11 protein-coding genes are annotated in these 14,215 nt (G+C 72.9%); 3 read left to right on the forward strand and 8 right to left on the reverse strand.

Annotation, left to right across the window (positions count from 1 at the left end):
• Positions 1-1,851: prolyl oligopeptidase family serine peptidase (locus G5C62_RS20750; RefSeq protein ID WP_241176037.1), on the forward strand; the 1,851-nt coding region annotated here is incomplete at its 5' end.
• Between the two features lie 272 nt (positions 1,852-2,123).
• Here G5C62_RS20750 and G5C62_RS20755 read toward each other — a convergent pair.
• Both G5C62_RS20755 and G5C62_RS20760 read right to left on the reverse strand, forming a co-directional pair.
• Positions 2,124-3,176: an aspartate-semialdehyde dehydrogenase gene (locus tag G5C62_RS20755; protein WP_164702488.1), complete on the reverse strand. Its 1,053-nt coding sequence runs from the start codon at positions 3,174-3,176 to the stop codon at positions 2,124-2,126.
• Positions 3,173-4,438, reverse strand: a complete 1,266-nt coding sequence (locus tag G5C62_RS20760) for an aspartate kinase (protein ID WP_036335149.1) — start codon at positions 4,436-4,438, stop codon at positions 3,173-3,175. The genes G5C62_RS20755 and G5C62_RS20760 overlap by 4 nt, the downstream gene beginning before the upstream one ends.
• A 583-nt stretch (positions 4,439-5,021) precedes the next feature.
• Here G5C62_RS20760 and G5C62_RS20765 point away from each other — a divergent pair.
• Together G5C62_RS20765 and leuA are read left to right on the forward strand one after the other, a co-directional pair.
• The gene (locus G5C62_RS20765; protein WP_346774135.1) at positions 5,022-5,633 is read left to right on the forward strand and encodes a helix-turn-helix transcriptional regulator; all 612 of its coding nucleotides are present in this window, start codon (positions 5,022-5,024) and stop codon (positions 5,631-5,633) included.
• Positions 5,634-5,838: 205 nt separating this feature from the next.
• Positions 5,839-7,524, forward strand: a complete 1,686-nt coding sequence (gene leuA / locus G5C62_RS20770) for a 2-isopropylmalate synthase (RefSeq protein ID WP_346774136.1) — start codon at positions 5,839-5,841, stop codon at positions 7,522-7,524.
• Between the two features lie 44 nt (positions 7,525-7,568).
• Here leuA and mnhG read toward each other — a convergent pair whose 3' ends face one another.
• The 6 genes from mnhG to G5C62_RS20800 are packed head-to-tail and all read right to left on the reverse strand — an operon-like array spanning position 7,569 to position 14,163.
• On the reverse strand, positions 7,569-8,060 hold the full coding sequence (gene mnhG, locus G5C62_RS20775; RefSeq protein ID WP_081975275.1) for a monovalent cation/H(+) antiporter subunit G: 492 nt from the start codon (positions 8,058-8,060) through the stop codon (positions 7,569-7,571).
• Positions 8,057-8,398, reverse strand: a complete 342-nt coding sequence (locus G5C62_RS20780; RefSeq protein WP_164702491.1) for a monovalent cation/H+ antiporter complex subunit F — start codon at positions 8,396-8,398, stop codon at positions 8,057-8,059. The genes mnhG and G5C62_RS20780 overlap by 4 nt, the downstream gene beginning before the upstream one ends.
• Positions 8,395-8,988: a Na+/H+ antiporter subunit E gene (locus tag G5C62_RS20785; protein WP_052091037.1), complete on the reverse strand. Its 594-nt coding sequence runs from the start codon at positions 8,986-8,988 to the stop codon at positions 8,395-8,397. The genes G5C62_RS20780 and G5C62_RS20785 overlap by 4 nt, the downstream gene beginning before the upstream one ends.
• Positions 8,985-10,712, reverse strand: a complete 1,728-nt coding sequence (locus G5C62_RS20790; protein WP_241176038.1) for a Na+/H+ antiporter subunit D — start codon at positions 10,710-10,712, stop codon at positions 8,985-8,987. The genes G5C62_RS20785 and G5C62_RS20790 overlap by 4 nt, the downstream gene beginning before the upstream one ends.
• 23 nt (positions 10,713-10,735) lie before the next feature.
• Positions 10,736-11,278, reverse strand: coding sequence for a Na(+)/H(+) antiporter subunit C (locus G5C62_RS20795; RefSeq protein ID WP_164702492.1), 543 nt, complete (start codon positions 11,276-11,278; stop codon positions 10,736-10,738).
• On the reverse strand, positions 11,275-14,163 hold the full coding sequence (locus G5C62_RS20800; RefSeq protein ID WP_164702493.1) for a Na+/H+ antiporter subunit A: 2,889 nt from the start codon (positions 14,161-14,163) through the stop codon (positions 11,275-11,277). The genes G5C62_RS20795 and G5C62_RS20800 overlap by 4 nt, the downstream gene beginning before the upstream one ends.
• Positions 14,164-14,215 lie beyond the last annotated feature (52 nt).

Genomic DNA, 14,215 nt, shown 5'->3' on the forward strand with positions numbered 1-14,215 from the left:
CCAGCTCGGTCTCGGTTCCGGCGGCGACGTCCCAGATCAGCAGCTCCTCGCGGCCACGGCGCTCGTGGCCCACCAGCAGCCGCTGGTCGCCGGGGGAGGGGGAGAAGCTCAGCGCGTGCAGGCCGCGCCCCTCGGGTCAGCCTGCCCGACTGGGCCGAGGACGCCCCGCAGCGCAGCCTGTACGCCTCCGACGTCAGTGGGGTCGTCGAGCAGTACGCCTGGGACCGCGAGACGGACACCCACCGGCAGGTCACCGACCGCGCCAACGGCACCCTGGCCGCGACGCTGACCCCCGACGGCGAGACGATCTGGTGGTTCGCCGACAACGACGGCGACGAGTTCGGCATCTGGATGACCCAGCCCTTCGCCGGCGGACCGGACGTCGTCGCCCTGCCCGAGGTGGGCCCGGCCTACCCCGCCGGCCTGGAGCTCGGGCACACGGTCACCGCGGTGGGTCGCTCCACCGACGACGGCAGTGAGCTGTGGATCGCCCCGGCCGGCGGCACGCCGTCGGTGTTCTACTCCTCGCCGGACACCGCAGGGGTCGACGCGCTCTCCCGCGACGACTCGCTGCTGGTCTTCTCGCACTCCGAGCACGGCGACCCGCGTTACCCGGCGCTGCGCGTGCTGCGCACCGCCGACCTCTCCCTGGTCGCCAACAAGTGGGACGGCGAGGGCCGCGGCCTGCACGCGCTGAGCTTCTCCCCCTCCCCCGGCGACCAGCGGCTGCTGGTGGGCCACGAGCGCCGTGGCCGCGAGGAGCTGCTGATCTGGGACGTCGCCGCCGGAACCGAGACCGAGCTGGTGCTCGACCTGCCCGGCGACGTCACCGCCGGCTGGTACCCGGACGGCTCGGCGCTGCTGGTCGGGCACGACCACGCCGCCCGCAGCGAGCTGTACCGCTACGACCTGGGCTCCGGGTCGCTGGAGCAGCTGGACACCCCCCGTGGCGTGGTCCGCGGCGCGACCGCGCGCCCGGACGGCACCGTGGAGCTGGCCTGGTCGTCGTCCGAGCTGCCGCCGGTGATCCGCCGGGCCGACGGCCCGGTCGTGCTCGCCGCGCCGGGTGAGGCACCGCCGGCCGCCTACCCCGTGGAGGACCGCTGGGTGCCCGGTCCGGGCGGCGACGTGCACGCGCTCCTGGTCCGGCCGGCCGGCAAGGGACCGTTCGCCACCGCGTTCCTCGTCCACGGTGGCCCGGAGTCGCAGGACGACGACTCCTACCGCGCGCGCCGGGCGGCCTACGTCGATGCCGGGTACGCGGTCGTGCACGTCAACTACCGGGGCTCGACCGGCTACGGCAGCGAGTGGCGCGACGCGCTCACCGGGCGACCGGGGCTGACCGAGCTGGAGGACGTCGGCGCCGTCTACGACGCCCTGGTCGCCGAGGGCGTGGTCGACCCGACCCGGACGATCCTCTCGGGCGGCTCGTGGGGCGGCTTCCTCACCCTGCTGGGCCTGGGCACCCAGCCCGAGCGCTGGTCGGCCGGGATCGCCGAGGTGCCGGTCGCTGACTACCTGGCTGCCTACGAGGACGAGATGGAGGGGCTGCGCGCCTACGACCGTGCGCTGTTCGGCGGCTCACCGGAGGAGGTGCGCGACGTGTACGTGCGCTCCTCGCCGATCACCTACGTCGACGCGGTGGCCGCCCCGGTGCTCGTGGTCGCCGGCGCCAACGACCCGCGCTGCCCCATCCGCCAGATCGACAACTACCTGGCCGCGCTGACCGAACGCGGCAAGGACCACGAGGTCTACCGCTTCGACGCCGGCCACGGCTCGCTGGTGATCGAGGAGACGATCCGCCAGGTAGAGGTCGCCCTCAGCTTCGCCCTCCGCCACGTGAAGCCGTAGCAGCGGACGAGCCGGTAGGAACGGACGAGCGGCAGGTGCGGTCGAGCCGTGGGGGCGACCACCTACGAGTGCGGTTCGGCGGCACCGCAGCGCCAGCTGCTGGTGGTCGCCCGGCGCGGGGCCGCAGGCTCCCGCCGGGCGACCACCGCGTGCCGCAGCCGTCCTCCGTCGCGGCGGCCGGAGGCTGCCCGACGGAGGACGGCGAAACGGCTCAACGCAGCCCGGGCACGGCTCCTGGCCGCGGTGTGACCCGGAGGGTCACAGGGTGTCCCTCACCGTGACGCAGCAATGAGCTCCGCGATCTGCACGGTGTTGAGCGCCGCGCCCTTGCGCAGGTTGTCGTTGCTGATGAACAGCGCCAGCCCGCGGCCGTCGTCGACGCCGGGGTCCTGCCGGATCCGGCCCACGTAGCTCGGGTCGTTCCCCGCCGCCTGCAGCGGGGTCGGGACGTCGACGAGCTGCACGCCCGGCGCACCCGACAGCAGCTCGGTCGCCCGGGCCACCGACAGCGGCTGGGCGAACTCGACGTTCAGCGACAGCGAGTGCCCGGTGAAGACCGGCACCCGGACGCACGTGCCGGACACCCGCAGGTCGGGGATGCCGAGGATCTTGCGGCTCTCGTTGCGGAGCTTCTGCTCCTCGTCGGTCTCGAAGCTGCCGTCGTCGACGATCGAACCGGCCAGCGGCAGCACGTTGAACGCGATCGGCGCGACGTACTTCACCGGCTCGGGGAAGGTGACCGCGGAGCCGTCGTGGGCCAGTGCGTCGGCCTTGTCCACGACTGCCTTCGCCTGCCCGTGCAGCTCCTCGACGCCGGCGACGCCGCTGCCGGAGACCGCCTGGTAGGTGCTCGCGATGAGCCGGACCAGGCCGGCCTCGTCGTGCAGCGGGCGCAGCACCGGCATCGCGGCCATGGTGGTGCAGTTCGGGTTGGCGATGATCCCCTTGCGGATCTCGTTCAGCGCGTGCGGGTTGACCTCGCTGACGATGAGCGGGACGTCGGGGTCGCGCCGCCAGGCGGAGCTGTTGTCGATGACCGTGACGCCGGCGGCGGCGAAGCGGGGCGCCTGCGCCCGGGAGGTCGTCGCGCCGGCGGAGAAGATCGCGATGTCCAGGCCGGTCGGGTCGGCGGTCGCGGCGTCCTCGACGGTGATCTCGCCGTCGCCCCAGGGCAGCGTGCTGCCGGCCGACCGGGCCGAGGCGAAGAACCGCAGTTCGCTGAGCGGGAAGCGGCGTGCGGCCAGGAGCTCGCGCATCACGCCGCCCACCTGGCCGGTGGCGCCGACGATGCCGACCCGCAGGCCGTCGGTGGAGAAGGTGCTCATCGTCCGGTCCCTCCGTAGACCACTGCCTCGGCCGCGTCGGAGCCGAGGTCGAAGGCGTCGTGCACCGCGCGGACGGCGAGGTCGACGTCGGTGTCCCGGCAGACCACCGAGATCCGGATCTCGGAGGTGCTGATCAGCTCGAGGTTCACCCCGGCGTCGGCGAGCGCGCCGAAGAACTTGGCCGAGACGCCCGGGTGCGAGCGCATGCCCGCGCCCACCAGGGACACCTTGCCGATGTGCTGGTCGAAGCTGATGTCGGTGTAGCCGACCGTGTGCTTGACCCGCTCGAGGGCGGCGATGGCGGTGGGGCCGTCGCTGACCGGCAGGGTGAAGGAGATGTCGGTCAGCTTCGCCTCGCTGGAGACGTTCTGCACGATCATGTCGATGTTGACCTCGGCGTCGGCCAGCACGCGGAAGATCTGCGCTGCCTCGCCCGGGCGGTCGGGCACCCCAGAGACGGTGATCTTGCCCTCGCTCCGGTCGTGCGCGACGCCGGTGATGATCGCCTGTTCCACGGTGAGGTCCTCCATCGAGCCGGCCACGATCGTGCCGGGGAGCTGTGAGTAGGAGCTGCGGACGTGCACCGGGATGCCGTACCGGCGGGCGTACTCGACGCAGCGGAGCATGAGCACCTTCGCCCCGGAGGCGGCCAGCTCGAGCATCTCCTCGTAGGTGATTGTCTCCAGCCGCTTGGCGTTCGGCACGATCCGCGGGTCGGCGGTGAAGACGCCGTCGACGTCGGTGTAGATCTCGCAGACGTCGGCGCGCAGCGCGGCCGCGACGGCCACGGCGGTGGTGTCCGAGCCGCCGCGACCGAGGGTGGTGACGTCCTTGGTGTCCTGGCTGACGCCCTGGAAGCCGGCGACGATGACGATCGACCCGTCGTCCAGCGCGTCCCGCAGCCGGCCCGGCGTGACGTCGATGATCCGCGCCTTGCCGTGGCTGGAGGTGGTGATCACCCCGGCCTGCGAGCCGGTGAACGACCGCGCCTCGTACCCGTGGGTCGAGATCGCGATGGCGAGCAGCGCCATGGAGATGCGCTCACCGGCGGTCAACAGCATGTCCAGCTCGCGACCCGGTGGGTTCGCGGTGATCTGGCTCGCCTGGTCCAGCAGTTCGTCGGTCGTGTCGCCCATGGCTGAGACGACGACGACCACGTCGTCGCCGTTCTTCTTCGCCTCGACGATGCGCTCGGCCACACGCTTGACGCGTTCGGCGTTCGCGACAGAGGAGCCACCGTACTTCTGTACCACCAAGGCCACGGGCTCAGGCTACCGGCGCGACGCGACTGCCCCACGCCCGCACGGCAGGCCATGCGGCGGTCGCCCACCACGCCTGCAAGCTGTGCGCCCGTTGCGCTCGTCCGCCGGACGGGACGGCCCCTCCGAGCACAGGAGCCGCAGGACCTCCGCCACGACAGGCGCCACGGCTCTCAGCAGTCCTGGGGCCGTCGCGCGCCCGTGGTCTTCGGCAGGCCTCCGATCGCCGAAGGCCGGTGACTCGCGCCAGGCCCACAGGTAGCAGGGTCTGCGGGGCCCGCGGCAGTTCTGTGAGGCCCGCGGCCCGTGCTTGCGCCAAGAGCAGTGTCTGGGCCAGTAGTGCTCTGGTGCACCAGTGAAGCCAGAGCACTACTGCTCGCGACCTGCTTCACCACCCCTCGCTCCGGAGGGCTCTGTCCACAGTTCTCGGGTGAGTGGTGCCAGCCGGCGGCTGGGTCGACACGCTCGCTCCGTGTCAGAGCCAGAGTCGGGATCGGGAACCGAGCCGGGACCACAGCGCGGGCGAGAACCCGCGGCGGCTGCGCCGAGCAGCACGAGCGCCGACGTGGCGGGGCTGCTGCGTCGGGTGCGGAGGCTGGCCGACATGTCGCAACGGGAGCTGGCCGGGGTGGCCGGCGTGTCCCGGGACCGGCTGGGGCGGGCGGAGGCCGGCCGCGGCGACCTGCGCGTCGGCGAGTTCAGCCGCATCGTCTCGCTGGCCCGGCTGCGGCTGGTCCTCCTGGACGCGCAGGGGCACGAGGTGGCACCGATGTCCCCGGCCACCGTCCGGGACCGCGGCGGACGACGCTTCCCCGCACACCTGGACACCCGACACGGGGACGAGGGCTGGTGGTCCGGCCCGCACCGCTACACCCGCAGCCCGCCGGACTTCACCTTCGACCGGGACCGCCGCGACCGGGACTCCCGGCGCAGTGAGCGCGGCACGGCCGACGACCACCACGTGCACCGCCCCGGCGACTCCCTGGCCGAACGCGCCGCCGCGCGGAAGTGGGCAGCCCTCCGCCGCCAGCGGGAGCGGCGGGAGGCCGCGTGGCGCGCGAGGCGCGCGGCCGGCGACCTCGGTGGCCCCGACTGGGGCACCGGCTGCACCTGCCCGCCCGGCTGCGAGTACGCCGAGGGCTCCAACGAGGACCTCGGGCACGCACCGGCCTGCGCCTGCGGCTGCGACGTCGCCTGACCCGCTGCTACGGTTGCCCCGTGCGCGGCAGCCTCCTGCTTATCAGCCGCGGCGAGGCCCTCTCCTAGGTCGGCTCCCTCGCCGCGGTGATCGCGCGTCCCCGGGCGCCAGCTGACCGCATCCCGGAGCTGTCCGCAGCCCGCCAGAGGAGCCTCCCGTGAACGAGAACCACCCGCACGCCCGCAACCCCCAGCGCCCCTCGCCGATGCCGATCGGCAAGTACGCGCTCTTCGCTCCCGTGGCGCTCCCCGACCGCACGTGGCCGGAGACGACCACGACGGCCGCCCCGCGCTGGTGCGCCGTCGACCTGCGGGACGGCAACCAGGCGCTGATCGACCCGATGACCCCCGAGCGCAAGCGGCGGATGTTCGAGCTGCTGGTGCGGATGGGCTACAAGGAGATCGAGGTCGGCTTCCCGGCGGCCAGCCAGACCGACTTCGACTTCATCCGCGAGCTGGTCGAGCAGGACCTGGTCCCCGACGACGTCACCGTCCAGGTGCTCACCCAGGCCCGGGACGAGCTGATCGAGCGAACCTTCGAGTCCCTGCGCGGCGCCAAGCAGGCGATCGTGCACCTCTACAACTCGACCTCCACGCTGCAGCGCCGGGTCGTGTTCGGCCAGGACCGCGCGGGCATCACCGACATCGCCGTCCACGGCGCACAGCTGGTGCGCAAGCTGGCCGAGCAGGCCGGGGACACCGAGATCCGGTTCCAGTACTCCCCCGAATCCTTCACCGGCACCGAGCTCGACTTCGCCGTCGAGGTCTGCAACGCCGTCACCGACGTCTGGGAGCCGACCCCCGACCGGCCGACCATCCTCAACCTGCCGGCGACCGTGGAGATGGCCGAGCCGACGGTCTACGCCGACCAGATCGAGTGGATGCACCGCAACCTGGGCCGTCGCGACTCCGTCGTGCTGAGCCTGCACCCGCACAACGACCGGGGCACCGCCGTGGCCGCCGCCGAGCTGGGCCACCGCGCCGGCGCGGACCGGATCGAGGGCTGCCTGTTCGGCAACGGCGAGCGCACCGGCAACGTCGACCTGGTGACGCTGGGCCTGAACCTGTTCAGCCAGGGCATCGACCCGCAGATCGACTTCTCCGACATCGACGAGATCCGGCGCACCGTCGAGTTCTGCAACCAGCTGGGCGTGCACGAGCGGCACCCCTACGGCGGCGACCTGGTCTACACCGCGTTCTCCGGGTCGCACCAGGACGCGATCAACAAGGGGTTCGCCGTCATGAAGGCCGACGCCGCGGCGGCCGGTACCAGCGTCGACGAGATCCCGTGGGCGGTCCCCTACCTGCCGATCGACCCCAAGGACGTCGGCCGCAGCTACGAGGCCGTGATCCGGGTGAACAGCCAGTCCGGCAAGGGCGGCGTCGCCTACATCATGAAGACCGAGAACCACCTGGACCTGCCGCGCCGGCTGCAGATCGAGTTCAGCGCCGTCGTCCAGCGGCACACCGAGGACGAGGGCGGCGAGGTGACCGCCGAACAGATGTGGACCGCCTTCTCCAGCGAGTACCTGCCCGACGCCGACGCCCCCTGGGGCCGGTTCGCCCTGAGCGGGCACGAGCACACCGCGTCCGGCGCCGGCCCCGACGAGCTCACCGCCCAGCTCGTCGACTCCGGGGTGCCCACCACGGTGCACGGCCGCGGCAACGGCCCGATCGCCGCGTTCGTCGACGCACTGGCCGGCATGGACGTCGACGTCCGGGTGCTCGACTACGCCGAGCACGCGCTCTCCTCCGGCGGCGACGCGCGGGCGGCCGCCTACGTCGAGTGCGCCGTCGGCGAGCGGGTGTTGTGGGGCGTCGGGATCGACGCCAACATCGTCACCGCGTCACTGCGGGCGGTCGTCTCCGCGGTGAACCGGGCCCAGCGGTAGGACCGCCGCCGTCCGGGTGTGGCAGGACGCCGCACCCGGACGGCTCAGCCGCGCGGTTCTCGGGCCGGCTCGTCCACAGCCTGATCGCCGGCTCCGTCGTCCTCGTCGACCTGCGGTTCCGTCTCGTCGCCGATCGGTGCATCCGCCGGCTGGTCGCCGCGTCGCCCCTCCTCGCCCGCGGTCACCTCCGCGCCGCGGGGGGCCACCCCCAGCTCGTCGACGAACAGGCTGTCCCGTCCGACGTGCCCACGCCGGTAGGCGATCCGGCTGACCATGTGCGCGTTGACCGGCGCGGTGATCAGCTGGAACACCGCGACCAGCAGCAGCATCCAGGTGGCCGACCAGCCGGAGAGCCGGATCGCCCCACCGACCATGATCAGCAGCACCCCCATGACCTGGGGCTTGGTGCCGGCGTGCATCCGGGACAGGACGTCGGGGAAGCGCAGCAGCCCGACACCGGCGGTGAGGCAGAGGAACGCCCCCGTCAGCAGGCAGGCCAGGGCGATCCAGTCGGCCAGCGACTCGACGTCGTTCACGATCTCTCCGTCCCCTCGTGACCCTGGACCTGCTCGGCCGCCGGTGAGACCCCCAGCTCCTCGACGTCCGCGCCGGTGCGCAGCAGCATGCCGCCGACGTAACGGGCGACGGAGATGGCACCGACGAAGACCAGCAGGGCGACGACCACCAGCACCGGGACGACGGTGGGGTCCCGGTTCACGGCCGCGTGCACGGCGAGGCCGGCCGTGACGATGACCAGGATGGTGTCCGTGGCCACCACCCGGTCCAGCAGGGAGGGCCCCAGCGCCAGTCGGATCATCGCCAGGACCGCGCCCAGCCCGAGCATCCCGAAGATCAGTGCCACCACCGGGGTCATCGGGTGGGCTCCGTGGTGGCAGGGGCAGCGGCGTGCCCACGGGGTGGTTCCTGGTCCAGCCGGGCGATGTCCGCCGCGGACCCGAAGGCGCGCACCACCCGCCGCTCGGTCGCCAGCACGTCCGCGCGCTGGCGTTCGACGTCGGCCTCGTCACCGACGTCCAGCACGTGCACCCCCAAGGTCATCCGCCGCCGGTCCAGGTCCATCACCATCGAGCCGGGTACCAGCGTGAGGGTCTGGGCGATGACGCTGAGCAGCAGGTCCGAGTCGGTGCGCAGCTGCACCAGGAGCACGGCGCTCTGCCGGATCCCGCTGGGCCGCAGCGTCTGCCAGGCGACCTGCGCACTGGAGACGATGAGGTTCACCAGGAAGTGCCCGAGGAAGTACAGCGCCGCCACCGGGTGGAGCCGGCCGCCACCGGTGACCGCGGGCAGCGGAAGGACCACGGTCACCGTCAGGGCGACCAGCAGCCCGGTGATGAGGTTCGCCCAGGACCAGGTGCCCCACAGCAGGTTCCAGATCAGCACCAGCCAGACGATCAGCGGCAGCCGGAGCCGCAACCGGCGGACGGGCGAGTCGATGACGGTCACCCGCCCACCTCCGCGCCGTAGACGGCCTCGATGTAGGGCGTCCGCTCCCGCAGGTCACCGGCGGACCGCGTGGTCATCCCGTACAACGGCCCGGCGATCACCGTGAGGCCGACGGTCAGCAGCACCATCGTGGCGGTCGCCGCCATCATCACCGCCGGCAACGGGCGCGTCGACGGCCGGGAGCCGTCCGCCCCGCCAGTCGGCTGTCCCTCGCCGCCGGCGGGCGACGCCGTCGCCACCGCGACGTGCCGCTGCCAGGCTCCCCGGCGTCCGGTCCGGCGGGCGGTGGTGGTCGAGGTCGCCCCGCCGGCCAGCCCCTCGGGCAGGGGCTCCTCGGCCGGCTCCTCGCCCCCTGCCGGGTCGTCCTCGGCGCCGTCGTCCGGTCCGGCGTCGCGCGCCGCGGCGGCTGCCGTGTCGGCGGACGCAGCCTGGGTCGGCGGCCGCCAGAAGGCCCGGGTCCAGACCCGCGACATGGCCAGCAGGGTGAGCAGGCTGGTCACCACCGCGCCCCCCACCAGCACGTACACCTGCCAGCCACCAACGGCGATCCCGGCGTCCAGCAGGCCGACCTTGCCGATGAAGCCGGAGAACGGGGGGATGCCGGCCAGGTTCATCGCCGGCACGAAGAAGAGCACCGCCAGCACGGGGGACGCGGTGGCGAGGCCGCCGAGGCGCGCCGTCGACGTCGTGCCGCCCCGCCGCTCGATGAGCCCCGCGACCAGGAAGAGGGTCGTCTGGATGGCGATGTGGTGGACGACGTAGAAGATCGCGCCGGCCAGACCGGCCGTGGTCGCCAGCGCGATCCCGAAGACCATGTAGCCGATGTGGCTGACCAGGGTGAAGGACAGGATGCGCCGGACGTCGCTCTGCGCGACCGCGCCGAGGATGCCGACCAGCATGGTGGCCAGGACGGCCCACATCAGCACGTCGTCGAGCGCACCGCCGGGGAACAGCAGCGTCTGGGTGCGGATGATCGCGTAGACGCCGACCTTCGTGAGCAGACCGGCGAACACGGCGGTCACCGGGGCCGGGGCGGTCGGGTAGCTGTCGGGCAACCACGCCGACAGCGGGAACACCGCCGCCTTGATGCCGAAGGCGATCAGCAGCATCGCCTGCAGCATCAGCTGGGTCCCATCGGGCAGCTCCGGGAGCCGGATGGCCAGCTGGGCCAGGTTGACCGTGCCGGTCGCCGCGTAGACCAGGGCGATCGAGGCGAGGAAGAGCAACGAGCTGAGCAGGCTCACCACGACGTAGGTGATGCCGGCCCGGATCCGCGGCGCCGAGCCGCCCAGGGTGAGGAGCACGTAGCTGGAGGTCAGCAGGACCTCGAAACCGACGTAGAGGTTGAACAGGTCCCCGGCCAGGAAGGCGTAGCTCACACCGGCCATCAGGACCAGGAACGTCGGGTGGAAGATCGACAGCGGCGTCTCCTCGTCGCCGTCGGCCGTGCCCTGGCCCACGGCGAACACGAGGACGCCCAGCCCGACCGTGCTGGCCACCACCAGCATCAGCGCGGAGAGCCGGTCGACCACGAGCATGATCGCCACCGGGACCGGCCAGTCACCCACGGCGACCGCAGCCGCACCCTCGGCGTCGGCGATGAGCAGCAGGGCGACCGACACCCCGACCACCCCCGCCAGCACCGCGATGCTGACCGCCCGCTGCACCCGCGGGTGACGACCGACCAGCAGTGCTGCGGCCGCCCCGAGCAACGGCAGCAGCACCGGCAAGGGTGCGAGAGCGCCGATCACTGCTCGCCCCGCCGGGTCGGTGGGAGCGTGACGTCGTCGGAGGCGACCTCGCCGTACCGGTGCGCCAGCTGCTCCTCGACGTCGACGTCGGAGTGCAGGGTGTTCCCCTTCCCGGCCGGACGGTCCTGCGGCGCGAGCCGGCCGGGCTCGATGTCGTCGGGGTCCATGTCGTCGGCGTCCGTGCCCTTCCGGGCAGCGACCCGCCGGTCCTCCTCGTCGATCTCGATGACCTCCTGCCGGACCAGTCGCCAGGACCGGTGCACCATCGCCAGCAGGAACGCGGTGACCCCGAAGGTGATCACGATCGCGGTGAGCACCAGGGCCTGCGGCAGCGGGTCGCTCATCTCCTCGGCCTCGGCGTACCCGAAGATCGGGGACAGCCCGGCCGGGCCGCTGGCGGACAGCAGCAGCAGGTTCGTCGCGTTGCCGAGCAGGATGAAGCCCAGGATCACCCGGGTCAGGCTGCGGTCCAGCAGCAGGTAGACGCCTGCCGCGTAGAGGCCACCGATCACGACCGGGAGCACGATGGTGGGCGTCATCGGGCGATCACCTCCTCAGGAGCGGTCTCGCTCGGGTCCTGCTCGTCCTCCTGCCGGTCCTGCTCGGCGCCCAGGCTGCGCAGCACGTCCAGGACCAGGCCGACGACGATGAGGTAGACGCCGATGTCGAAGAACAGCGCGGTGGGCAGGCTCACGTGGCCGAGCACCGCCACGTCGGTCTCCAGGTAGGCGGACTCCAGCACCGCGCCACCCAGCAGCAGGCCGGCCAGCCCGGTGCCGCCGGCCACCAGCAGACCGCCGCCGAGCAGCAGGCCCGGCGACACGCGGGCCGCCTCGCCCAGCTCGTAGCGCCCACCGGCCAGGTAGCGGAGCACCAGGGCCAGCCCGGCCACCAGTCCCCCGGCGAACCCGCCGCCGGGCTGGTTGTGCCCGGAGAACAGCAGGAAGAGCGAGAACACCACGATCGGGTGGAACAGGAAGCGGGTGGCCACCTCGAGCACCACCGAACGTCGCTGGGGCGCGAGGGTGGAGGACGCCGAGAGCCAGCGGCTCTTCGGCGCCCGCCGGGCCGCGGTCGGGTCGTCGCCGGTCGTGTGCTCGTCCCCCGGCCGGTCGACCGCGCCGGTCCGGCTGCGGAGGAAGACCAGGCTGGCCACGCCGGTGGCCGCCACGACCAGCACCGAGAGCTCGCCGAGGGTGTCCCAGGCGCGGATGTCGACCAGGATGACGTTGACGACGTTCTCCCCGTGCCCCTCCTCCAGCGCGAGCTCCGGGATGTCGGTGGAGACCGGGGTGGCCGTGCGCGCGCTCAGCGCCGCGGCGCCGACACCGGCCATCAGCACACCGACACAGACCGCCAGCAGGGCCCGGCCGGTGCGCTCGGCGGGGCGGTGTCGCTCGCTGATGTCCTCGGGGAGCCGGCGGAGCACGAGCACGAAGACCACCAGGCTCAGCGTCTCGACCAGGAACTGGGTCAGCGCCAGGTCCGGGGCACCGTGCAGGACGAAGAGCAGGGCCAGGCCGTAGCCGGTCACGCCCACCACCAGCACCGCGGACAGCCGCTGCCGGATCGGCACCGCGACGACTGCGGCGATCACCACCACCGCACCGACCAGCGCCTGCAGGGGCGTGTCCCAGGCGCGCCACTCCTGCGGCCAGGGCGCCTGGAAGAGCAGGATCGAGCCCGGCAGCGCCAGGACGACGACGAGGATGGTGCCCAGGTAGGCCGGCAGCGACCCGCGCTGCGTCGTCCCGGTCACCAGGACGGCGATCCGGTCCAGGCCCTGCAGGACGTTCCAGTAGCCCTCGTCGGCGGAGGCTCCCACGGCGAGCCGGCGCTGCAGCCGGTGGAACGGTGACCGGAGGGCGAACAGCGCGGCGCCACCGAGCAGGGTGACCGCCGACAGGGCGAGGGCCGGCTGCAGGCCGTGCCAGAGCGCCAGGTGCTCGGCCTCCGGGGCGATCAACGGCAGGGTCTCGGCGTACACGGCCACCAGGTGGTCCAGCAACGGGCTGGCCGGGCCGGCGGCGAGGCCGGCGAGCGCGAGGACGGCCGGCGCCGCGAGGAACAGCGGGCCGGGGTGGTGCTCCAGCTCCTCCGGGGCGGAGTCCGGCAGATCCGGCTTCCGCGCGAACGCCCCCCACAGGTACCGGGCGCAGTACGCGGCGGTGAACACTGACCCCAGCACCAGGCCCACCAGGACGACGACGGCGCTGACCCGGTCGGGCAGGCCGCCGTCCCACAGCGCGGTGAACGCCGCCTCCTTGCCCACGAAGCCCAGGAACGGCGGCAGCCCGACGAGGCTGGCGGCGGCCAGCGTGGAGATGACGGCGAGGGCGGGCATCCGCCGTCCGAGGCCGGAGAGCAGGCGCAGGTCGCGGACCCCGGTCGCGTGGTCGATCACGCCGACGGAGAGGAACAGCGTCGACTTGCTCAGCGCGTGCGCGATGGTCATCGCCAGGCCGGCCGCGGCCAGCTCCTGGCTGCCGGCGCCGACCATGGTGATTAGGAAGCCCAGCTGGCTGACGGTGCTGAAGGCCAGCAGCAGCTTCAGGTCGTTCTGCCGCAGCGAGCGCCAGCCGCCGATCAGCATGGTGGCCACGCCGAGCCCCAGCACGACCGGCCGCCAGCCGGGGACGTCGGCCAGGCCGGGGGCCAGCCGGGCGACCAGGTAGATCCCGGCCTTCACCATCGCCGCGGCGTGCAGGTAGGCGCTGACCGGGGTCGGGGCCTCCATCGCCGCCGGCAGCCAGAAGTGGAAGGGCACCATCGCCGACTTGGTGACCGCGCCGGCCAGGACGAGCATCGTGCCGGCCACCATCACCGGGCCGCTGCCCGGGTCGGCGACGATCTCCGACAGCAGCCGGCTGCCGCTGGCCGCGGAGATCATCAGCAGCCCGACCAGCATCGCCAGCCCGCCGGCGGTGGTGAGCAGCAGCGCCTGGCTGGCCGCCCGCCGCCCGGCGAGCTTGGCCCCCGAGCCGCCGATCAGCAGGAACGAGAAGACGGTGGTGAGCTCCCAGAAGACGTAGAGCACCAGCACGTCGTCGGCCAGCACCAGGCCGAGCATCGACCCGGCGAAGGCGGTCATGACGCCCGCGAACCGGCCGACCCCCTCGTCGTCGGGCTCGAAGTAGCGCGCGCAGTAGACCAGCACCAGCGCACCGACCCCGGTGACCAGCGCAGCGAAGGTCAGCGCCAGCGCGTCCAGCCGCAGGGCGATCTGCAGGTCCAGCGCCGGGATCCAGGAGAGCGTCTCGCGGACCTCTCCCCCACCGACGACGGTGCCCAGCCGGGTGACGACCCAGCCGAAGGCGGCACCCGGCACCAGGGCGAGCGCCAGGAACGCCTGCCGGCCCCACCACCGCACGAGCAGCGGAGCTGCCAGCGCGGCGACGAGGTGGAGCAGGAGCAGCAGGCCCAAAAGGGTCCCTTTCGGTGGTGTCTCATATAAACAACTGACGCCTGCCGACGAA

This window comes from Modestobacter sp. KNN46-3, from assembly GCF_011039295.1.